Genomic DNA, 22832 nt, shown 5'->3' with positions numbered 1-22832 from the left:
TTATTTGTTAACTCATTATACTCGCATAAAAAACAAAATCAACACTATTTTTTAATTATTTTAAATTTTCAATCTCTAAAACCGTAAAAAAAAACACACTCATCCCTAGGAAAGGGACGAATGTGTTTTCGTGGTTCCACCCTTGTTCCAACCTAGACGTATTTCTTCCTAGATTGCTCAAGTTCAGATAACGGCTGATACCGTCAATAATTACTAGATTACTCGTTCACTATTGAAGTTCAAAGGTGGTAAAACCATTTCTCGTGTTAGGAAGCTCACACCCTAGACTTCCCTCTCTGTAAACCGTAAAAATGATTTCTTGTCCTTATCGTTACTTTTTCGTTCATGTCTATTTGTTAACTTATTATAGTTATCAACTTTTTAAAAAGCAAGCCTATTTTTACTAACTATTTTCAAGAATTTTTTTATAATATTTTACAATAGCATTATGCAACCGCCACTCAATTTACCTATTTTGTTATTTCTCCATTTTATAAATCAACGGTTCATATATAAATTCCCCATTCTAAAACCCGTACATATCCGCTCTACAAAACTATATTAATAAAATTTCTAATACAATCTTTTTGTATAACTTTCTTCTAAAGAACGTGCAACATCTTCTTCTGAAGTATTCACTTTCGCATGCTCCAGCAACATTTTTGCTGCTGAAGGTAACTCTTTTTTATTTAACCAAGATTCTGGATCCCACATCTTAGAACGAATAAAAGCTTTTGCACAATGAATATAACACTCTTCTATTTCAACAACAATTCCAAGCAACGGATTGCGTCCATTCGCCTGCATTTCTTTCAAAATTTCTTCGTCGTTTATAATATACGCTCGGCCATTTATTCTGAGTGTCTCCCCAAGACCTGGAATAAAAAAGATTAGTCCTACACGTGGATTTGAAATAATATTCAAAATGGAGTCTATACGACGATTTCCTGGTCTTTCTGGAATGATAATTTTATTATTATTGAGTACGTATACAAATCCAGGTGCGTCTCCTCGCGGCGAGGCATCACACTCCCCCAACTTATTTGCAGTAGATAATACTAGAAAAGGAGATTTAGAAAGAAAATCTACACAATGGTGGTCTAATGATGAAATAACTTTTTTCAATGCTCGCTCACTTGGTTGCCCCAATATTTTCCGTAACTCTTCCTCTGTTGAAATAATCGATTTTATTTCCGTACGCTCTATCCCCACTTATAACCACTCCTTTTTCTTTATTTTCCCAAAATTCAATACAAATATTGTATAATAAAATTTGAGGAAAGGGGAATTAAAATGACAGAGTGGTTAACAATATTTGATCCTGAAAGAAATACACTTGGGAAGAAATTACGTGATGAAGTGCATCGTGACGGCGATTGGCACGAAACATTTCATTGCTGGTTTGTAGAAAAAGATAATGAAGATATGTTTTTATATTTCCAATTACGCTCTAAAAATAAAAAAGAAGCTCCATGTATATGGGATATTACTTCAGCTGGACATATTATGCATGATGAAGATGTACAAATTGGTGGCCTTCGTGAAATTGAGGAAGAATTAGGGCTTTCCTTTCAAACTAATGATTTAACATACAAGGGAATCTTTAAAATAGATTATGAAATTTCAAATCTTACTGATCGCGAGTTTTGTCATATGTATTTTCACAACGTCATCAATCCACTTCCATTCGCACCAGGTGAAGAAGTAGACGATGTGATGAAAGTACATGCAACTTCTTTTCTACAACTATTAAAAGGAGAGATTTCATCTTTAACGACTATTTCAGTCTTAAACAATACACCGATTACGATAACATTTGAAGATATTTATCCGTATGATCTTGCATACTATGAATTTGTTATAGAGCAAGGAAAAGAATTATTAAAAAATAATAGTTAATAAATAAAATAGGACTCCTAGCAAAATATTGCGTAGAGTCCTATTTTTTTATTATTGTTCAAGTATTTTTAATCTACTCTCTACTTGTATAAATAAACGAATGATTAATAACAGCATAACCACTATAATCGCTATTATTGTATGTGGATATCTAAACAGTATACTAATAACACTTCCAATTAACAGCATGATAAATCCGTTTTGCTTCATCACTTCTGCACTATACCTGTTACCCGCATCCCATAATTCCTTATTTTTCATAGATCGTTTCGTACGATAACCATATGCCGCATTAATATCGGTCGGTGGATTTTTTTGAAGAATAATTGCCGCAAGTATAAAAATAATACCAATCAATATGCTTATTCCTATGTTTACTAGTGCATCAATCAATTATATCCCCCCTAACTTACACTTTCATTATACGACACAACCCTTATTTTTCCAATTTATAACACATTCACTTTCTTTCTTTCGATGTCTGGAACATACTTGGAAGTGTTACAAAACGTGCCCCTTTCGTTTTTAACTGCGGAATGATTTTGTCTAGTGCATCAACAGATCCTTGTAAATGCCCACCTGGAGTAGAATGCTGCAGTATGACACTACCTGGAAATGAATTCCCTAACACATTATTTGTAATCGTATCGGCACTTACACCTTTCCAATCAACTGTATCAACACTCCACTGTACAATCATAAAATTTTGCTCAGTTGCCCAATTCAATTGATTTTCAAGTATTTCACCATACGGTGGACGTATAAATTTAGGAGCATAGCCGGCTAAACGTTTTAATATTTCTTCCGTTTTTATAATTTGATTACGGTACTCAGCGTCATTTACTTTCGCTAAATTCGGATGACTGTACGTATGATTACCAATTACATGCCCTTCATTTGCAATACGCCTTACTACATTCGGAAATTTTTCTGCGTTTTCACCAAGTAAGAAAAAAGTAGCTTTTACATTATGTTGTTTTAACTTATCTAATATTTTTGGCGTGAATTCTGAATCTGGTCCATCATCAAATGTAAGAGCTACTTCCGCTTTATTATACGGTCCTGAAAATGCGTACGCATATTTTTCAACCCATGTAAATGGTGTCCACGATCCACGATCATCTACTTTCATTTGTACTTCATAGCTTTGAGGGATATATGCGTATGGCAATGCGCTTATATAGTCTCCATAATAAAATGAGTTATATGGCATATAAGCATACGAAACATCTCGTTCTAGTCCCCATTGATATGGAGCAAACATTTCTGGCGAATAAAAATAATACATGATAAAAAACCTCCCTAAATTTTCATATGTGATTCATCTGCACTTTGTTAGAGAAATTGTTATTCATAAACAAAAATAAGACTGTCCTTAATTAGGACAGTCTTACTGCTTACTATTATTAATAAATCGATGTACTATCTTTTGGCAAAGCTTTCACATGTTTTAAATAGTTCGTCACTTTATCATCATCATCTTGCGGATATTGATATTCATATTTGTTAGCGATTTCGTTCGCCACTTCCCTAAATAAATCACCCATGACAAAGAATGACTCCCATATGTTTTCATATTCTGCATTAGAAAATGTTCTTTTAAATTGCACCCACATATCTTTTTCAATATATTGCTCGAAATGCTTTCCAAACTTCCCTGCATTAACTGTAAAATCTGTTTTCATACCAATATACCATTCTAGCATTACGATGAACATATCTCGCACTGGTCCCTCAAGCATTCCTTTTGCATAAGAAAGCTCTTCTCTCCATAGCCCTTTTGCCACATTCGTACTACACCACCAAAATTCATTACAACAATCCAAAAACTCTTTTTCTGTAGGCTTTTTTATTAAGTAATCTTTATCGCTTGCTGGCGGGAATCCTTCCATACAATTATCTTTATCGAGAAGTAATTTACTTAAACTATCTTGTCCAACGAACTTTTTTATTAACTCAACTGGAACTAGCGTTAAATCAATCCGATTCCCATCCATGAACTGCATTAAATACGGAAACTTCCCATCTTCATCTGGTTGAACTAACGACATTTCTTCTGGCATTTGTACTATCATTATTTCTCCAAATCTATGAACCCAATTATGATTAGACGTAAAAGATTGTATATCATTTACAACATACATAATATCATAGTCTTGAAAACAATCTCTTTTCACATTTGGATTTACACGCGATCCATTCATGATAACTGCTCGAATTCTTCCATCCTCTTTTGCTGTATTAATAATTAAGTCTAGCATTTCTTTTTCAGTTCTCATCTACTTATAGCCTCCAATTTTTTGATATATAATATAGCGTTATGTATGTCGGAGGCCCACGAGCTAATCTCGTTATACAAGATACATGTTATAATTTTTCAAACATCTTTTTCATTCTATCTATCTCCTTACCTCATTCTTTTACGATTGCCATTACAAATCCATCGTATCCCTTACTTCCGACAGTTTGAAGCGCTGTAGCACTAACACGTGGCTCAGCAGCTATTAATTCATAGAAACGACGTATCCCTTGTACACGAGGATCGGTACTAGTATTGTCAATAACTTCTCCTTCACGTACTACGTTATCCCCAATAATTACAGTACCCGGTCGTGATAGTTTTAGTGCCCATTCAAAATAAGCAGGGTTATTTTGTTTATCAGCATCTATAAAAATAAAATCAAACGTTTCATACTTCTCGTTTTCTATTTGTTGTAAAGAATCTAACGCTAATCCTGTTCGTATTTCAATTTTATCAGTCAAATTAGCACGCTCAATATTGCTACGTGCAATTTCAGCATGTTTTTCACTTGCTTCCAATGTAACAACTCGGCCTCCAGATGGCAATGCTCTAGCAAGCCATATCGTGCTATACCCGCCTAGCGTGCCAATTTCTAAAACATTACGAGCCCCTTGAATTTGTACTAACAGTTGTAAAAACTTCCCTTGCATTGGTGATACATCATGTGCTGGCAAATTAGCTGCAACATTAGTTTGAAGAACCCCTTCTAATGTAGAATCTTTCGGTATTAATACATCACTCATATATTGATCAACAGCCGTCCATTTCTCAATTGTACTCATGTAAATACCATCCCTTTCAATTTCCCAATGCTTTCTACCATTCGCTTTTAATTATACCGAAAATTCTGTCTCCAATACAAAAAATAAAGAAGGTACATCTACCCCTTACAGAATAGATATCCCTTCTTTTAAAGTTAAATTTACTTCCTATGGATTAGTAGACCAAAGCCCAGCAGATTTAATAAATGTACGTTTATTTAATTTCAGCTGCGCTACGATAAATTCTGCAATATCTTCTGCTTGCATTACTTTATCAGGGTTTCCATCAGTTAATCCTAAATCTACAGCCATATCAGTCGCTACTGTACTTGGAGTTAAAGCTGTTACACGAATGTTATGTTTGCGAACTTCCATCGCTAACGATTCTGTTAGGCCAAGGACACCAAATTTAGAAGCACTATATGCACTTGTTACAGGTGCACCTTTTTGTCCTGCTGTAGATGAAATGTTAATGATATCACCAGATTGTTGTTCAATCATGCTCGGTAAAGCAGCACGAGTTGCATAATATACACCCATTAAGTTTACTTGAATGATTTTTTCCCAATCAGCAACATCTAATTCTAAAAACTTACCGAACTTAGAAATACCAGCGTTATTAATTAAAATATCGATAGATCCTAAACCATTTTTTAACGTTTCAATCGCAGTAGTCACTTCTTCGTATGAAGAAACATCAGCAGTTGCAATAACAGCTTTTACACCTTCTGCTTCTACTTCTTTCGCTACAGCTTTTAAGTTTTCTTCTGAACGAGCTAATAGTCCTACATTTACGCCTTCTTTCGCTAATGCGATTGCGACAGCGCGACCAATCCCTCTACCTGCTCCTGTAATTAAAGCATTTTTGCCTTGTAATAATTCTGCCAAGTATAACACTCCTTAATCATCTCAGTTATGTATTATATTAAAATTGTATCTATGTTTATGTAAAAAGGCAATGATGCACTTTCATGTGCGTAGGTTACTTGTAGGTAACTATAGAAAGTTTTTATTTATAAGTTTCATTTTTTTACCATTATTCATGTAAAATAAAAACAAATCCAGCATAGGGGAGTGTATGAGTATGAAAAGCGAAGGAAAAGCTTTTCAATATAATTGCAGTAACGGTAAATGCATTTTTAAAGAGAAATAGTGTTAGAAGGTTCTCCTTCTAACACTATTTTTCTTCATAATTAGGAATACACACAATAAATTCTGTTCCATTTCCTTCTTCACTCTCTACTTTTATCTCTCCTTGATGAAGGTCGAGTACTTTTTTTACAATAGCTAAACCTAAGCCACTTCCTCCATAGGCACGATTTCGTGAAGAATCCGCTTTATAAAAACGCTCAAAAATATGTTGTTTCTGTTCTTCTGATATACCGATTCCCGAATCACGGATGCGCACTTCCACTACTGTTTCATGTTCCTTTAACTGAATAGTAATCGTGCCACCGCTTGGAGTAAATTTAATACTATTATGAATTAAATTAATCCACACTTGACTCATACTTTCTTGGTCAGCAATAACATGTACTTTTTCTAAATCTAGTTCTAACTCGATTTCTTTTTCAGCCCAGAGTGGTTCACTATTTAACACAATTTGCTTTAACTGCTGATCTAATCGATAACTCACTCTTTCTGGTATATACTCTTCTGATTCTAAAAGAGTTAGCTTCAATAAGTTTTGACTTAGTTTAGATAATCTCGTTGTTTCAGTTTCAATAATGGTAAGATAATGTTTTCTTTTTTCCTCAGAAAGATTATCGTCTTGTAGTGCTCTAGCAAACCCTTTTATAGAAGTTAATGGTGACTGTATTTCATGAGAAACATTCGATACAAATTCTTGTCTCATTTTCTCCATCGTATTCAGTTCATCTGTCATATCATTTATACTTTTTACGAGCACTCCAATTTCTCCATCATACTTTTCTTCATTTCGTATTTTTACGGAGAAGTCTCCTTTTGCAATTTTTTGTATCGGTTCAATAATAGTCCAAATCATTGCCTCTCGTTTTGGCCTCATTAATATTCCAATTAATGTCCAAATAAGAATAATAAATACAAAACCGACCATATCACTAATTAGAAAGGCAACAAATGGCGATACGTTTACGTCAAAAGCATTCAATATACTAGTTGCTACATAAAATGCGATAGACCAAATGATAGTAAGAAAAGAAAAGAGCGCTAATACCGCTCCAAATACTTTCAGCATCTTCAACTTACTCATTCGTTTTCTTTTTCTCATTTACTTACCTCTAAGCGATACCCTAATCCTCTTATTGTTTTAATACTAAATTTCGACTGCTCTTCTTGAAACTTCTCACGTAACCGATTAATATGAACGTCTAGTGTACGTTCATTCCCTTCAAAATCATATCCCCATATTTCTTCAATTAATTGCTCTCTCGAACAAGTTCTTCCCGATTTAGACCCTAAAGTAAAAAGCAGCTCAAATTCTTTTAACCGTAACATAACCGTTTGTTCTCCAGATGTAACTTCGAATGTTTTACGATTTAATAATACATTTCCAACTTGAATCGATTGTGAAACTGTAATTTGGTAACGTTTCAATAATGCCTTTACTCTCACTACTAGTTCTATAGGGTCAAATGGCTTTACAAGATAATCATCTGTCCCAAGGTGAAATCCTTTTACTTTTTGTGATGTTTCCCCTTTGGCAGTTAGTATCAGAACCGGGATATCATAGTATTTTCTTAATTCAAAACATACATCAAATCCATCCATATTTGGCATCATGATATCAAGAATAACCATATCGACTTTTACGTCATCCATTTTCCGAAGTGCATCTACTCCATCAATTGCCTCATATGTTTGAAAACCTTCTCGTTCTAAAAATACAGAAACGAGTTCCCTAATGTGTGGATCGTCGTCTACTATTAAAATTTTAGGTATCAAAGGAACCATTTCCTTTCTACTTAGCATCTAATATATTTTTTTAAAATGCACCCTCTTTAATTTTCAATTGTTGCGTTGCAAACTCACGATACATATCATGCGTCTGTAATAATTCATCATGCGTACCACTACCTGTAAGATTTCCTTTTTCAATAAAGATAATTTTATCTGCATCTACAACAGTAGAAAGTCTATGCGCAATCACTAACGTTGTTCTGCCTTTCATTAAGTTATTTAACGCTTTTTGAACGACAGACTCAGATTTACTATCTAAGCTTGAAGTTGCCTCATCGAGCATAAGAATTTGCGGATTTCGAAGTAACGCTCGGGCAATGGCAATTCGCTGTCTTTGTCCACCAGAAAGCTTCACACCGCGTTCTCCAACTTCTGTTGCATAACCGTTTGGTAAGTCATGAATAAATGCATCAACATATGCCATTGCTGCTACTTTTTCAATTTCTTCATCCGTTACTTCACCTTCAACGCCGTAACAAATATTATCACGAATCGTTCCATCGATTAACGGACTATCTTGTGATACGTAACCGATTTGACGTCGCCATGACTGTAATGAATAACTCGTAATTGATTCTTTTCCTAATTTAATGGCACCACTAGTTGGCTCATAAAAACGTTCCAGTAATGAGAATAACGTTGTTTTCCCACTACCACTTGGTCCTACAATCGCTGTCACTTTTCCAGATTCAATTGTGAAATCAATATTTTTCAAAACTTGCTCTTCTTCGTTATACTCAAAATGTACATTTTCAAGAACGATCGGTTGCTTAGCATTTGTCACTTTCACACCAGTTTCATGATCTTCTACTTTATATTCTAAAATCGTACTAATTCTTTCCGTTGCACCAATTGCCTTTTGGAATTGTGTAAAGAACATAGATAATTGACTCATCGGCATTACAATTTGAACTAAATACAAAATAAACGCTACAAGTTCACCAGTTGTTAATGCACCGCTAGAAACTCTCATCCCGCCATATCCTACGATAATAACAAGTAGTGCCATTAAAACAAACGACATAACTGGCGAAATTAATGCTTGCACTTTTCCTTCTTTCAAACCAAATTGTAATAACTTTTGTATGCCTGTATTACCCGTTTCATATTCTCTTTTTTCTGTATTTGAAGATTTCACTAAACGAATTTCTGATAACACTTGCGTTAACACACTTGTAAAAGATGCCGTTTCATCTTGAAGCGCTTTTGAAATCTTATACATTTTTCGTCCAAGTGGAACTAAAATTAATACAGACAACGGAATAACCGTTAAAAGTAAAGCAGTCATTTTCCAATCTAACACAAATAATACAATTAACGATCCAACAATTGAAATACCACCTGTTAATAAGTTTGACAAATGCTCAGAAATTAACGTTTTCACAACACCTGTATCATTCGTCATACGGCTAATGGTATCACCTGTTCTATTTTGATCGTAATAAGATACCGGCAAGATAAGTACCTTTTTCCACAAACGTTCTCTTAGTCCCGCTACAATCTTCTGCCCAATATAATTTAGTAAATATATAGACAACCCTGCCGCAATAGTTTGCATTACAAAGAAAGCAACTAACCCAACAATTTGTCCTGCACTAATTGAAGAAAGCGAAAAATTATCTACTAATCCTTTTGTTAGCATAGGAATAAATAAACTCGCTCCCGTAGAAAGCAAACTCATTAATAACGCAAAAATTAAAATTCCTTTCGGAGGATTTGTATCTTGAATAAGGCGTAAAAACTGCCTCCAGCTCCCTTTTTTCTTCATTTCATTTCTAACTTCCATTCCTGTTCATCTCCTCATGTTAAACCAAACTATTCTTTCTAAAATTAGAATACGATACAAATGTAAACTGAATGTAAACACACTTTTTCTATTTTTACAAAATATACATAAAAACTCATCTTTACAACAGATATAAACATCTGATATTATTACCTGGTACTTAATATTATTCTATGTTAATTATAGATAAATAATTTAAAACACGATATAAATCTCCAGTTAGTGAAAGGAGTATCCTTTTTGCAAACAAATATACATTCTGAAAAGGAAACAATTATTTTTATTCATGGATTAGTTGGCAATCGTCGCGCCTTCAAAAAGGAGCAAAAACGATTTTCTGCCTCCTACAACATTATAACTTATGACTTATTAGGTCACGGTGATGATAAAGGAGAAGCAATCGACTTTTCATTACAGCGTCTCGTAGATCAATTATTAAACTTATATGAACAAGAAGGTATTAAAAAAGCTCATATTTGTGCGCTAAGTTACGGCTGTTACATCTCTACAATTTTTGCACAAATGCATCCAGAAAAAGTATTAAGTATTTGTCATATTGGAGGACATTACAATAACCCTTCTCGCTTATATAGCGTATTCCAAAATTTTTGGGAGAAGCGAGGGGATGAATACTCTAAATGGCTCTCTCAATACGCAAATACTATTTTTCCAAGTGGTATACTAAAAGCAAATCCGTTTGCAGTCATTTCAAGAAATATTTACTACCGTTTCGGATTACAATTACATTCATCCATTATTGCCCAGTCATTACGACATCGGTTAGAATTCGATTTAAAGTCTAAATTAAAATCACTTCCTCACCCTATACTATGGGTAATGGGAGAGCATGATCATCTCTATAAATCTTGTCTATTTGATTTGAAATCTATTTTACCTAACGTTCTATATAAGGAAATACCTTTAGCAGGACATGCAGCGAACTTATTTCGTCCTAACTATTTCCATGACTTATATGATCGATTTTTAAATGGAAATTTAAAATAAAAACTATTAAACTTCCAATTTATACAACTATAAAAAGGCTTCCCAAGTTTCCTTGGAAAGCCTTTTCTCTATACGAAAAGTATATAAAACTACTTTTTCTTAGTATGCTTTTGTGTAACCTAATAGGTGCTTGCTCCAGTAAGAGTTACTTACAGAACTAATACGTACACCAGTTGCATCTGTTTCTGCACTAATGAACTGACCGTTTCCTAAGTAAACACCCATGTGAGAAGGACCTGATTTATAAGTATTTTGGAAGTATACTAAATCACCTGGTTGTGGATTGCTAGTTTTTGTTTTAGAGCTCCAGTATCCAGCAACTGTTTGACGAGCGCCTTTATGACCAGTTTGATTTAATACGTAGTGAATGAATCCACTGCAGTCAAAACCAGCAGGTGTTGTACCAGCAGTTCTGTATGGTGAACCATTTAAAGATCTAGCGAATCCAGCGATTGAAGATGTATCTCCACCTGTTGTTGGTTTTTGTACGTCTTTACCTGGTTGTTGAACGTTATTTGTAACGTTGTTTACTCCGCCTTTTACAAACTTAACGAAGTCTGCACTTACGTAACCCGTGCGGCCGTTATGGTTAATTTTGTACCAGCCATTTTCAGCGCCAGTAACGTTTAGTACTTTACCATTTGTTACTCCACCGATTACAGCGTTGTATGTAGCTGGGCCTGTACGTACTTTTAAAGCACCAGTGTTAACAACATAAGAACCACCAGTTTGAACTGTTGTAGTATTGTTGTTTGTAGTTGGTTGTTGTGTTTGGTTAGATACAGCAGAACCACCTTTTGTTACGAAGTCTTTGCTTACGTATCCAGTTCCACCATTGAAGTTGATTTTAAACCAATCTTGTACTTCACCTACAACTTGTACTGTTTTACCTTTGTTTACAGAACCTAATACTGTATGAGATGTACTTGGGCCTGTACGTACGTTAAGTGAAGAAACGTTTACTGTGTAAGTACCTGTTCCTTGTTGAACAGTCGTTCCTGTTTTGCCACCAGTCGTTACGAAGTCACCACTTACATAACCTGTTTGACCATTTACGTTTACTTTGAACCAACCGTTTTCTTGTCCAACTACTTGTAGCACTTGACCTGATTTCACTTTAGAAATAACGTTATGTCCTGTACCAGCACCTGAACGAACATTTAATACATCAGCAGTTACTGTGTATTTTAATTCAGAAGTTGTTTCTACAGTTTTTGTTTCAGTTACAGTCGTTTGAGTTTGAGTTTGAGTTTGTCCATTAATTTCTTTTAGCGCTTCATTTGAAACTTGTGCATGAGCAGAATCCATTCCTGGAACTGCAACGCCAGCTACAGAAGCTGCTGCTAAACCTGCAATTACTTTTTTCATAAGTTGTCTTTACTTCCTTTCCCTACTATCCTCTTAAAAAAAACTTAAAACTTTAATACTTTACAATATTATCAAAGTAAAATATTCATCCAGTTCCATTTTTTAGCAAGAGTTTTATTTTTCACACAGAGTTCATTTTAAATGAACAAAGTGAAATCCGTGTGAACTTCATGTGAACTTTATCATTAATTATAGTGTTTTTGCAATGATTTTTTCAAATTTCTTATATATCGCATGAAAATTCGACATTTCATTTAATATCTCAATATAAAACATCCCTTTTCTATCTTCTATAAAAAATTCTATTAACCTAATACAAACCACATTATGTATTTCCTTATAAAGCTCCTTACATGAAGTATACTTTCATCATGACAAAAATCACTCTATTTATCAATAGCATAATATTTTTAGAAAACTAAATTTCTATACTATCTACAATTTTGAAATAATTTGACGAATTGTAAGATTTATTTCACAAAAACCATTTCTCCTTTAAAGAAAACACACACTATACCAACTGTTTTCTTTTCCGATAATGGAATTTATAGGATAATCATAGTATTATATATCATAATAAAACTTTAATTAGTAAAGGTTTTATCCCCCCGCTAATTATTAACCCTCACTACTCGGGCTACCCATTAATGCGGAATTTTATTGGAATAAAAAGAGGAGGCATATTTGTGAGAAATATAATAGATGATCCAATACAAAAAAATATAGAGCCATACTATGCTTTTATTCAATTCGTTTCAATGATAACATTACAAAAAGTATCAGCTATTGAAATACGTAAAAATGAATTAAAAAATCAGATGAAAAATGCTGGACAAAAAAACCCTTATTACATATAAAAAAGGTGAACAGGTTATATTCCTGTTCACCTTTTATCAAATTATTTTATTTATAAATTTTCACACGGTTTTCTAACGGTTGGAATTCTTTTTCACCAGCATGTACTACCGGTTTACCAAATGGCATTTGCGCAGTGAGCTTCCAATTTGCTGGAACATCCCACTCTTTTCTCACTTCTTCATCAATTAGCGGATTGTAATGCTGCAACGTAGCACCAAACCCTTCAATTTCTAAAGCTGTCCAAATTGCAAATTGTAACATTCCTGATGATTGCTGAGACCAAGTTGGGAAATTATCTTTATATAATGCAAAGTTTGCTTGAAGACCTTCCACAACTTCACTGTCTTCAAAATATAAAACCGTTCCATAACCACTTTTAAATGCATTCATTTTTTCTTCAGTAGGTGCAAAGTTATTTTCAGGTACAATTTTTCTTAATGTTTCTTTCGTAATATCCCATAATTTATCATGTTGTTCTCCTAATAAAACAACAACGCGAGCACTTTGAGAATTAAAAGCTGAAGGTGTATGTTTTACAGCATGATAAATCACTTCTTGAATTTTTTCATCAGAAACTACTTGCTCTTTACTAATTGCATAAATAGATCTTCTGTCTTCAATTGCTGAGTAAAAATCTTTTGCCATCATAATTCCCTCCAATTTTCAATTGAGGCTATTTCATATGTATATGTCATATTACGCCCCTCAAACTTATTATTAATAAGCTTATAACTTTATAATATCACAGCAACAAATAAACTCAAATGATAACACTTGTATTTAGAATCTTTTTCCTTTTTAAAGTTAAAATAAAAAGACCGTTTGTTGTTATCTAAAATTAGTAACAACAAACAGTCTTACTTATGTAGCGATCTAGATTCGTATTTTACTTAATTAACTAATCCAAATGCATACGACATTAACTTATTTGTCTCTGTAAAACGTTTTGTTTTACTTGATGTCCCCATGACCACTGTAATAATTCGATTATCACCTTGCTTTGCAGTCCCCGTAAAACAGTATCCTGCGCTATCTGTAAATCCAGTCTTTAGTCCATCCATTCCTTCTATATATAAACTTTTATTATTTTTATTTAACATGTCGTTTGTGCTTATAACATTAATATTATTAAATGCTAGCTGACTTTGACGTAAATGAGTCACTTCTAATATTTCCGGATAATCTTTTATAAGATGATACGCCAATTGTGCTACATCACCAGCCGTCATTTTTGTTTCACTTCCATCTGGCTCTTGTAATCCAGAAGCATTTGCAAATTTAGCATGTTCCGACATTTTTAACTGTTTCGCTTTTGCATCCATAAGCTGAACGAAATCTTTCTCCGATTTTGCCATATGTTCTGCTAAAGCCACAGCTGAATTATTAGCTGACTCAATCATTAATGCATGATATAAGTCTTTAACAGTTAATGTGTCATTAACTTGTACTGGGATTCTCGCTCCCTCTGTTTGTGCCGCCTTCGCACTCATTTTAACTGGATCTTCCCAGCGAACTTTCCCGTTATGTATACTCTCTAGTAGGAGATACGCTGTCATCATCTTAGACATACTAGCCGGTGCAAAAGCTTCATTTTCATTATATTGATAAATAATATCTCCATCACTCGCATCGATAATCATAGCCGCTTTTGCGTTAATTTCTGGTGGGATGTACTTTGGCGGGACTACTTTTTCAGTAAATCCTGCTTTAGGTAGTTCTGCCACTTGCAAAGGTTGTCCTTCTACATTCGCTACGCTCTTTTGATTTCCTTGGAATAAGAACCAACATATCCCTAAAATAATGACTAATAGGACTGTCATCCTTCCCCATTTTAACCGATTCATTTCAAAACTCCTTTAGCAAACCTTTTATACACTCACATTTAACCTTAACAACAATTCCTTTATACAGTCAAGGTAAAAAGTATATTTATTCATATACAGTAATTATTATTTTAATTTGTTTATGTTACACTAATAATACTGAAATATAAGAATATTCAACAATAAAATCTTGTAAATAAACTATTTAATAGAAGGGATTCATACAAATGCTACTTCCAAAATCATTAAAATATGGAGACACAATTGGGATCTACTCTCCTTCTTCACCAGTAACCTACACTTCCCCAAGTAGATTCGGACGAGCAAAATCTTACTTACAACAGAAAGGGTTTCATATATTAGAAGGTTCATTAACAGGTCGATATGATTTTTATCGTTCTGGTAGTATACAAGAGCGTGCTGATGAACTAAATGCCTTGATAAGAAACCCTAATATTTCTTGTATTATGTCAACAATTGGTGGGATGAATTCAAATTCAATATTACCTTATATTGATTATGATGCTTTTCTAAATAACCCTAAAATAATGATTGGATATTCAGATGCAACTGCTTTATTACTAGGAATTTATGCTAAAACAGGAATCCCTACATTTTATGGGCCAGCTCTCGTCCCTTCCTTTGGCGAATTTGAACCTTTTGTTAATTGTACATACAAATATTTTGCAGAAACTTTACTACATCATCAATCTCTTCCTTATCATATAAAACAACCATTATTTTGGTCAGATGAATTTATTAATTGGGAAGAAAAGACTAAGGAGAAAGAACTTCGACCAAACAATTGGATTTCAGTAATTGACGGAAAAGCTACTGGTCGTATTATTGGCGGGAATTTAAACACGATACAAGGAATTTGGGCTAGCCCCTATATGCCACATATTCAAGAAGGCGATATTCTCTTTATTGAGGACAGTTCAAAAGATGCAGCTACTATCGAAAGAAGCTTTTCATTCCTTAAAATTAACGGTGTATTCGATAAAATTTCAGCTATCATTCTTGGAAAACATGAGCAATTTGATGATTGTGGTACAAATCGAAAACCTTTTGAAATACTGTTAGAAGTACTTCAAAATCAAAAAATTCCTTTTCTAGCTGACTTCGATTGTTGTCATACACATCCAATGATTACTATACCTATCGGTGTTCAAGTAGAGTTGGATGCAACAAATAAAACGATACATATTGTAGAACCTTGGAAAAAATGAATGCATGGCTTCTATTGTTTTACAATAAAATCCATGCAGCTAAGTTTCCCATTGCTTCCATCTCATTTTTTGTTGCTTATTTCGGACTAGTTGTACTTTTATTCGGATATGCAATTTTATGGAAACAAGTAATTAAACATTTCGAAATTTCAAAAGCATATTCACATCGCGGGATTATTATACTATGGTCAATGCTTTGGTCAGTATTTCTATTTGAAGATACGATTTAGTGGAATCATTTACTTGGTGCAGCTATTATTATCGTTGGTGTAATCGTTTATTGTATCCAATAATAAAAAGCTCCGTTTATCACAAACGGAGCTTTTTACTATTGACCTAAATTTTGCACCTTATCTTTCAAATCTCGAACTTGATCTACCGTCTGCATAAGCTCTGAGTTTTTAAATTGCTCTACATCCACTTTTCCTTCTTCTATCTTTGTCATCGCCGTATCAATTAACGTATTTAACTTTTCGTTATATCCGACGATTTGTTGATGAAGATCCTTTGCTACATCAGGTGGCGTTAATTCATTGAATGCGGGTATATCTTGTTTAATTTCACTAAGCTTCGTTTCTAATTCTTTTCGAGCCTCGCTATCATTAACGGCCTTTTCTGCTAATGCTGGTGCATCGTTTGCAAATGCACTTATTTCATTTACATAGTCTGTCGCCTTTTGAGCATAATCTATGGAGTTCTTTCCTTCTTCCACTATTGAACATCCCATTAAACCAATTGAAACTATAAATACTAATAAAATTGATTTTATTTTCATTTTAGACTCCCTTCGTCTTTATCATTGTCTGTAATTTTCTCTATACATAACTTCTAGCTAAATTGTTTATAACCTTTTTCAAATAGCTATTTATCCTCTTACATGCCCTATTATCGTTACAACATCTATTTCTATATGTACGCTTATAATATCTTCAATTATATCCATATATCCTTGTCCTATAGCTGTTCCATAGTGTAATGTAAGCCCCTTCTTTTCATACACTGACTTTGGCACTGAAAAAATAAATCTCCTCAAGTTTCTTTCATCAGCTGGTTCCATAATTAAAACAATCCCATCCTCATCAAACATATACGCTCGCCCTCCAACTTTACATTCACTATGGCTCAGTATTGCCTTGGTCAGCAAAATTTAAAACATAATAAGTTAAGATACACTCCGCTCTATCATAAAGTGAAACTTTAATTAGCCCTCACCAGTCGAATCTTTACCAGCAAATAGCGGGATAAAAATAAAAAGCATTCATTCTTTTTTGTTAAGAATGAATGCTTTTTAAAAAATCAATTTCTAACTCTAGCATCTTTTTTTGACGAGGTTTTACTTTCCTTACGGGAACTCCAGCGTAAATATACCAATCATCTAAACTCTCTTTTACCATACTCATCGCGCCGACTGCCGTTCCTTCTCCTACCGTTACATTTGGAAAAATAATAGAATTAGCACCAATAATCACATGTTTTTTTAAAATAACTTTTTCTGCTTTCACATTCCTATATTGATTCGGGACGGTTGGCCCCATTAATGTATTTCCACTGAAATCATCAAGTACTGCATATACGATTGTTTTAGCTGAGATGTTTGCAAAATCATGCATTTCAATCCCAACTTCCCCTCCATATAACGCTGTATACGCTGATATGTGCGAATAACTTCCAATTGTGATTTTACCACTTAAAATGCAAAAATCATCAATTCTTACATGATTGCCAACTGATATAGCACTCGGATTATATATACTTGCTTTTTTACTAACCAATACATTTTTCCCAACAGATAAAAATCCAATTTTCTTTAGTTCTTCTTGACTATAAAAACTATTCATCTACCGACACCACCTTCTGCTCTAAACAGATTACAATTTGCTCTACTAGTTCTTTCGTCATTCCTTCCCATAAAGGTAAACTTACGATTCGTTTTGCTATTTTATTCGTTTTTGTTAAATCTGTAGACTTATAGTTTTTAAAAAGAACTTGTTGGTGGCAAGATGGTGAAAAGTATAATCTAGCTTCTATTTTCTGTTTTTTCAGTTCTTCTATTACTTGTATGTTGCGAACTTCTTCTGGACAAATGATAGGCATAAATTGGTGAATAACTGCTTCTGTCTTTTGGACATTCCACCCTTTTTTCATTAGCCCAGTATTTTGTAACAACTGTTTATACCATTCAGAAATACGGGTGCGTTCTTTTAATTTTTGATCCCACTTTTTTATAGTCGCAATCCCAATAGCTGCTGCGTATTCAGACATTTTACAATTAAACCCCATCATCGTGCATTCACGATTTTTATCAAATCCGAAATTCCCCATTCTTTTAATACTTTGTATATCTTCTTCGTTTTTACTATATATGAGCCCTCCTTCACCAATTCCGAACGGCTTTGTTGCATGAAAGCTATATACGATCATTCCACTAAAATCTTGACCGTAATGCATCCCTCCATTCATTAATCCAAATCCCGGCGCCGCATCTACGACAACCGGAATCCCCTTCTTCTCTAATTCTTCATATTCTTCTAAGTTCATCCATGATCCAAAGGTGGCGTACGGGACAACAATCGCAACCTCTTCTTTTAATTCTTCTATCTTATCCAAAAGTACCGTTTTATCCATATACCAATCATCTATTGAAATATCAATAAAGTAAGGTTCCAATCCACACCAAATAGCGGCTAAGGCAGTCGCAGGGAATGTAAAGCTAGGCATGAGAGCATACTTTCCCTTTCTTCTTTTCTTTAGTTGAATAGCCGCCATTAACCCTAACGTTGCGTTTGCTACTGTTGTAACAGCTCCCCTGTTTTGAAAAAATGACGACATAATTGTTTCCTCAAAACGTTGATTTATAGGTCCATAATTCGTATATATGTGAGATGTATCAATTTCCTTCAATTCGTCCAAATACTCACTTACAGGTACAGTTGAAGCACGTAAAAAAGGAATATTCTCCATATCTATCTATTCCTTCCTATCATTTTCGGACAATATAGAGCATATCTGTTTCAGATAATCCAAATTTCCTAGCAATTTTCATTCCTTGTTTTTCTGCTATGTTATATAATTCTACCTTAAATCCTGCATTCATTAATCGTTGAATAAATCCCGATTGATTATAAATTCTCACATGATCTTCTTGACCAAAAGCTAGTTTCCTCAATTGTGGTGTTACAATTAATTCATTCTCTACAATAAAATCTACATTCATTACGATTGGTACTTGAATAATTCCCCATCCATTTGGCTTTAACACTCTATATAACTCTCGCATTGCTTTGTCATCATCAGGAACGTGTTCTAACACATGACTACATAATATTACATCAAAAGTATTACTATCATATGTAATCCTTGTAACATCAATTTCCTTCATTAATGGATCCTTTGGTTCTAAGTCACCACATACATACGTAATATTTTTATACTCGTTAAACCAATCTCTTAACTTCGCTTCAGGTGCAATATGAAGCATTGTATAGTTTCTATTTAACAAGTCCGTTTCCGTTTCAATGTACGCACGATACAATCTTTCACGATCCATCGAATTACAAACTGGACATATCCCTGTATCTTTATTCCACATCTCAAATTTATATTTCGGAAAATCATAATGTGCTGGCCAAGGTGAAAATTTTTCAAATTGTTTATTGCAATATTGACAATAACAAGATTCTTTCTCGAACATATGAGCAACTAACTTGTTTAACCCTTTTTTTATCTTTTCATTATAAATTTGATCTAGTTCGCCATTTCTTACTGCATCCTTAACTATAAATCCCGCATTTTCTAAACAATAAGATAAACTCTCTTTATACTCACTTTCGGAGCTTAAAAATCCACTATTATATGCATCTATAATTAATTCAATCCACTCTTCAATTGTCATTAAAATAAAATGCATTTGTTTTTGATTTTGGCCACTATGTTGTCTAAAATAACTAAGAGGTTCTTGTATATAAACTACTTTTCCTTTCCTCATCATATCTAGCCAAGTTGCAATGTCATTAATAGCAGAATAAGCCTTTCCTTTAAAATACCCAAACTTCCCGTCAAACAAATCACGATTAAATAAAACAGTTGTCGGCTCACCAACTACATTTTTTAAGTTTTTTAACATATAATTCCCTAATTCTTTTCCTTCAAAAAGTGTAGTTTCTTTCGCGATTTTCATATTCAATGTTGAAGGTGGTAATATCTCTCCATTCTCATCAATCAGTTCACGATATGACGTCACAAATGAAATATTTTCTAACGTCAAAAAGTATTGCATCATTCTCTCGATCTTTTCATGATGAAATAAATCATCATCTAATAAAAAGTTTATATAGTCCCCATCCGCAAGTTCTACACACTTATTAAAGTTTTCGGCAACTAACGGCGTTTCATTTTTAACATATGTAATACACTCATATTCACGTAAGTACGGTTGAATCATAGCATTGACTTCATTATTTGTACTGTCGTCAGAAATAATAATTTCTATATTTTCATATGTTTGATTCAGAGCACTGTTGAGTGCTAATTCCAAGTAATAAGGTCTATTGTACGCAGGAATAAGTATACTTACTTTCGGTAAAGAAGAATTATTATTTATATGTTGTTTTTTCTTTTCTATGTTTATTTTCTTCTCTCTAATTTTTTGGTAATAGTCTAATGTATATAATATGGATGATGGAACTATCCTTCTTGCATAATCTAGAAAATTAGTTATCGCTTTGTCTAACTCTTTTTCGGTGGATAAGAAACCATATTGTTCTCCTGCTATAATACTGTGTGAAAAATCTTCTAACCCATCCATCATTTTATTAGATTCATTTAACTGTTGATCTGGATGTAATCGAAAGTAACTAAGTGTTTCTGCTATATATACTGCTTTTCCTTTACTTAATAAAGCTAACCATGAAGCTATATCTACGTTACATAAATACCGCCTCTTATCAAAAATCCCATATGGTTCTTGTAAATCATTTTTACGAAATAAAACTGTTGTCGGTTCTCCAATATAATTTTTTTGATCCACTATTACCTTATTTCCTAATTCTGTTCCCTCTATAATCGTATCTTCATCAAATAAACGGACAGTTGAATAAATATGTCGCAGTTCTTTCCCTTTATCATCAATTACTTGACGATGAGATGTTACAAGCTTAATTTCATTATCTAAATCATGGAAAAAATACTTCATCATTTTTTCAATTTTATTTACATGAAATACATCATCATCCATTAAAAAATTTATATACTCACCGTTCGCTTCATGAAATAACATTAACGCATTTTCAAATTGTCCGAGAGTTGATCTATTTTTTATATAAATAATATTTGAATGATCACATAAGTATTTTTGTAACACTTTTTCTGTTTCATCATTCGTGCTGTCATCTCCAACTATAATTTCTATATTAGGGTATGTTTGTTCTAATACACTACATAACGCCTTTTCAAAGTAACGAGGACGATTATACGTAGGAATTAATACACTTACCAACGGAAGTTGCTCTACCACCTCTTCAGTTCTTTCAATACGAGTTCTCATTTTAACTCTCTCACCTCTTCGCATATTATTTATATACGCGACACAAAAATCACATTACTTTAACTGTATGGAGCCTATATACATTTATGCAAACATGAAACAAAATATCATACTTTTCGTTCCTGAATAAACATATTTAATAACGCGGACATTTTATTTGCACCTTTTTTATTCATATGATCACTATCATAAAAATCATCCTCACAAAATAATGGCGAATCAAATAGATCTATAATTTGAAAAGAATATTGAGTTTGAAACTCATTTATAACTTTATAAAAATCTTCTTTTAATTTCTTACTACTACAATTGAAATAATGTGAAGTAACAGGGAATACAACAATTAATGGCTTTATATCGTTTTTTAACAGTAATTCTAAATATTTCTTAAAAATTATTTTATTTTCAACTAAAGTATGAGGATACGCCAATTTAGCATGTGAAGCTGCTCTTATTTTCCCGTGTTCTTCAAAAGGAATGTGAAGTGGAATGATATTCCATTCAGCATTTATCCAAGGCAGTATCAATGATTCATCTTTTAGTTCATCTAATAAAATATATTCAAAATGCAAATTAAAAATAGAAAGAAGTGGTTTCGGAGTATTTAGATGTGAGAATCCATCAGTGGGTAGAGGAGAGTGAACTACAGTATGATGACCATCTTGAAACAATGGATAATATACTTTGTGAATTCTATATGATTCAGATGATAACGACATATCAAAGTAAAACGAGAAATAGGCTATTCCTATTAAACAATATTGAAATGAATGATTGTTTGATAAAAGTTGTGACGCTATTAAATAATCATAGTATAGATCTTGCGATGGAAGTGTTAATTTTATTGACTTTTTTGAGAGAAGCTCTGTACTTATGCCACAATGTGGATAAGACAAACCGGTAGCAAACAATTCATACGTCGGATCACTCTTTGCTTTTTTCATAGAAATGTATAAAGACATAAGATCCGGATTTATTTGATAGATAGAAATTAATTTATCCTTCCATTCATACATGTATTTTGTTAAATTAATAATTTTTGAACTTTGCACGCCCCTATTTATCAAGTCATTTGTAAGTTTTTCTGCGTCCACTCTCCAAATGACTATATATTGAAAAGAACTTTCTATACGAACAACATCTGAAACGTCTACAACATGAACTATTGTTTTACATTTATTTTTGTCTAACGTATTTCGAATCCTATCCCCTGATAATTCATCACTTAAAACAATGATTTTATATTGCTCCTTCATGTACATCCCCTCCATTATATGTATAATATGAAATTCATTTTTAATTCGTAACAATCATATACA

The 22832-nt window shown here is 33.2% G+C and carries 22 protein-coding genes, 2 pseudogenes and 1 other annotated feature; of the genes and pseudogenes, 6 read left to right on the top strand and 18 right to left on the bottom strand.

Annotation, left to right across the window (positions count from 1 at the left end; translation table 11 throughout):
• Positions 1 to 109: 109 nt before the first annotated feature.
• Positions 110 to 341, bottom strand: a binding site (T-box leader).
• A gap of 232 nt (positions 342 to 573) precedes the next feature.
• Entirely contained in the window at positions 574 to 1212 is a 639-nt protein-coding gene (locus AC3EMB_RS09985; protein WP_053564719.1) for a pyridoxamine 5'-phosphate oxidase family protein, read from the bottom strand.
• Between the two features lie 81 nt (positions 1213 to 1293).
• Here AC3EMB_RS09985 and AC3EMB_RS09980 point away from each other — a divergent pair, with 81 nt between their 5' ends.
• Entirely contained in the window at positions 1294 to 1899 is a 606-nt protein-coding gene (locus tag AC3EMB_RS09980; RefSeq protein ID WP_053564720.1) for an NUDIX hydrolase, read from the top strand.
• Between the two features lie 51 nt (positions 1900 to 1950).
• On the opposite strand, the gene AC3EMB_RS09975 is transcribed toward AC3EMB_RS09980, so the two are convergent.
• The 5 genes from AC3EMB_RS09975 to AC3EMB_RS09955 all read right to left on the bottom strand — a co-directional run bounded on the left by AC3EMB_RS09975 (position 1951) and on the right by AC3EMB_RS09955 (position 5850).
• Positions 1951 to 2289: an SdpI family protein gene (locus AC3EMB_RS09975; RefSeq protein ID WP_140155565.1), complete on the bottom strand. Its 339-nt coding sequence runs from the start codon at positions 2287 to 2289 to the stop codon at positions 1951 to 1953.
• 70 nt (positions 2290 to 2359) lie between these two features.
• Positions 2360 to 3187 carry a peptidoglycan-N-acetylglucosamine deacetylase gene (locus AC3EMB_RS09970; RefSeq protein ID WP_488517665.1) on the bottom strand — a complete coding sequence of 276 codons (828 nt, stop codon included), beginning with the start codon at positions 3185 to 3187 and terminating at the stop codon, positions 2360 to 2362.
• 118 nt (positions 3188 to 3305) lie between these two features.
• The gene (locus tag AC3EMB_RS09965; RefSeq protein ID WP_001258527.1) at positions 3306 to 4178 is read right to left on the bottom strand and encodes an aminoglycoside 6-adenylyltransferase; all 873 of its coding nucleotides are present in this window, start codon (positions 4176 to 4178) and stop codon (positions 3306 to 3308) included.
• Between the two features lie 133 nt (positions 4179 to 4311).
• The gene (locus AC3EMB_RS09960) at positions 4312 to 4983 is read right to left on the bottom strand and encodes an O-methyltransferase (RefSeq protein ID WP_488517664.1); all 672 of its coding nucleotides are present in this window, start codon (positions 4981 to 4983) and stop codon (positions 4312 to 4314) included.
• A gap of 147 nt (positions 4984 to 5130) precedes the next feature.
• Entirely contained in the window at positions 5131 to 5850 is a 720-nt protein-coding gene (locus AC3EMB_RS09955; protein WP_000818985.1) for a 3-ketoacyl-ACP reductase, read from the bottom strand.
• Between the two features lie 196 nt (positions 5851 to 6046).
• Here AC3EMB_RS09955 and AC3EMB_RS09950 point away from each other — a divergent pair.
• Positions 6047 to 6115 (top strand): annotated as a pseudogene (locus tag AC3EMB_RS09950) (DUF3139 domain-containing protein); the annotation flags it as partial.
• 24 nt (positions 6116 to 6139) lie between these two features.
• On the opposite strand, the gene hitS reads toward AC3EMB_RS09950, so the two are convergent.
• The 3 genes from hitS to AC3EMB_RS09935 are packed head-to-tail and all read right to left on the bottom strand — an operon-like array spanning position 6140 to position 9688.
• Positions 6140 to 7213, bottom strand: coding sequence for an envelope stress sensor histidine kinase HitS (hitS, locus tag AC3EMB_RS09945; protein ID WP_053564724.1), 1074 nt, complete (start codon positions 7211 to 7213; stop codon positions 6140 to 6142).
• Complete coding sequence (hitR, locus tag AC3EMB_RS09940; protein ID WP_488517663.1) at positions 7210 to 7887, bottom strand: envelope stress response regulator transcription factor HitR; 678 nt, start codon at positions 7885 to 7887, stop codon at positions 7210 to 7212. The genes hitS and hitR overlap by 4 nt, the downstream gene beginning before the upstream one ends.
• Positions 7888 to 7927: 40 nt before the next feature.
• Entirely contained in the window at positions 7928 to 9688 is a 1761-nt protein-coding gene (locus AC3EMB_RS09935) for an ABC transporter ATP-binding protein (protein WP_053564725.1), read from the bottom strand.
• Between the two features lie 240 nt (positions 9689 to 9928).
• Here AC3EMB_RS09935 and AC3EMB_RS09930 point away from each other — a divergent pair, with 240 nt between their 5' ends.
• Positions 9929 to 10693: an alpha/beta fold hydrolase gene (locus AC3EMB_RS09930; RefSeq protein ID WP_023521720.1), complete on the top strand. Its 765-nt coding sequence runs from the start codon at positions 9929 to 9931 to the stop codon at positions 10691 to 10693.
• 99 nt (positions 10694 to 10792) lie between these two features.
• Here the strand turns inward: AC3EMB_RS09930 and entFM are convergent, their stop codons facing one another.
• Positions 10793 to 12061, bottom strand: coding sequence for an enterotoxin EntFM (entFM, locus tag AC3EMB_RS09925; RefSeq protein ID WP_488517662.1), 1269 nt, complete (start codon positions 12059 to 12061; stop codon positions 10793 to 10795).
• A 686-nt stretch (positions 12062 to 12747) separates the two neighbouring features.
• On the opposite strand from entFM, the gene AC3EMB_RS09920 reads away from it, so the two are divergent.
• Complete coding sequence (locus tag AC3EMB_RS09920; RefSeq protein ID WP_488517661.1) at positions 12748 to 12918, top strand: DNA mismatch repair protein MutT; 171 nt, start codon at positions 12748 to 12750, stop codon at positions 12916 to 12918.
• A gap of 46 nt (positions 12919 to 12964) precedes the next feature.
• Here the strand turns inward: AC3EMB_RS09920 and AC3EMB_RS09915 are convergent, their stop codons facing one another.
• Both AC3EMB_RS09915 and AC3EMB_RS09910 read right to left on the bottom strand, forming a co-directional pair.
• Entirely contained in the window at positions 12965 to 13567 is a 603-nt protein-coding gene (locus AC3EMB_RS09915; protein WP_002093949.1) for a nitroreductase family protein, read from the bottom strand.
• A 242-nt stretch (positions 13568 to 13809) separates the two neighbouring features.
• Entirely contained in the window at positions 13810 to 14763 is a 954-nt protein-coding gene (locus tag AC3EMB_RS09910) for a D-alanyl-D-alanine carboxypeptidase family protein (protein WP_001080881.1), read from the bottom strand.
• Between the two features lie 206 nt (positions 14764 to 14969).
• Between AC3EMB_RS09910 and AC3EMB_RS09905 the strand changes: the two genes are divergently transcribed.
• Both AC3EMB_RS09905 and AC3EMB_RS09900 read left to right on the top strand, forming a co-directional pair.
• On the top strand, positions 14970 to 15971 hold the full coding sequence (locus AC3EMB_RS09905; RefSeq protein WP_197233768.1) for a S66 family peptidase: 1002 nt from the start codon (positions 14970 to 14972) through the stop codon (positions 15969 to 15971).
• Positions 15968 to 16198, top strand: a pseudogene (locus AC3EMB_RS09900) (hypothetical protein); the annotation flags it as partial. The gene AC3EMB_RS09905 and the pseudogene AC3EMB_RS09900, both read left to right, overlap by 4 nt.
• A 101-nt stretch (positions 16199 to 16299) precedes the next feature.
• Here AC3EMB_RS09900 and AC3EMB_RS09895 read toward each other — a convergent pair.
• From AC3EMB_RS09895 to AC3EMB_RS09870, 6 genes are all read right to left on the bottom strand, one after another.
• The gene (locus AC3EMB_RS09895) at positions 16300 to 16746 is read right to left on the bottom strand and encodes a DUF6376 family protein (RefSeq protein ID WP_000695203.1); all 447 of its coding nucleotides are present in this window, start codon (positions 16744 to 16746) and stop codon (positions 16300 to 16302) included.
• A gap of 90 nt (positions 16747 to 16836) precedes the next feature.
• Positions 16837 to 17058, bottom strand: coding sequence for a hypothetical protein (locus AC3EMB_RS09890; RefSeq protein WP_000459099.1), 222 nt, complete (start codon positions 17056 to 17058; stop codon positions 16837 to 16839).
• A gap of 184 nt (positions 17059 to 17242) precedes the next feature.
• The gene (locus tag AC3EMB_RS09885) at positions 17243 to 17809 is read right to left on the bottom strand and encodes an acyltransferase (protein ID WP_001084185.1); all 567 of its coding nucleotides are present in this window, start codon (positions 17807 to 17809) and stop codon (positions 17243 to 17245) included.
• Positions 17802 to 18932, bottom strand: a complete 1131-nt coding sequence (locus tag AC3EMB_RS09880; RefSeq protein WP_488517660.1) for a DegT/DnrJ/EryC1/StrS aminotransferase family protein — start codon at positions 18930 to 18932, stop codon at positions 17802 to 17804. Before AC3EMB_RS09880 ends, AC3EMB_RS09885 begins: the two co-directional genes overlap by 8 nt.
• Positions 18933 to 18951: 19 nt before the next feature.
• The gene (locus AC3EMB_RS09875) at positions 18952 to 21513 is read right to left on the bottom strand and encodes a glycosyltransferase (RefSeq protein ID WP_088025292.1); all 2562 of its coding nucleotides are present in this window, start codon (positions 21511 to 21513) and stop codon (positions 18952 to 18954) included.
• 107 nt (positions 21514 to 21620) lie between these two features.
• Positions 21621 to 22769 (bottom strand): hypothetical protein, encoded by a 1149-nt coding sequence (locus tag AC3EMB_RS09870; RefSeq protein ID WP_197233765.1) that lies wholly within the window; start codon positions 22767 to 22769, stop codon positions 21621 to 21623.
• Positions 22770 to 22832: the final 63 nt, after the last annotated feature.

It is taken from the genome of Bacillus sp. LQ16, from assembly GCF_057784645.1.
The sequence above is the reverse complement of the archived record's forward strand: the minus strand, read 5'-3'. Positions and strand labels throughout refer to the sequence as shown.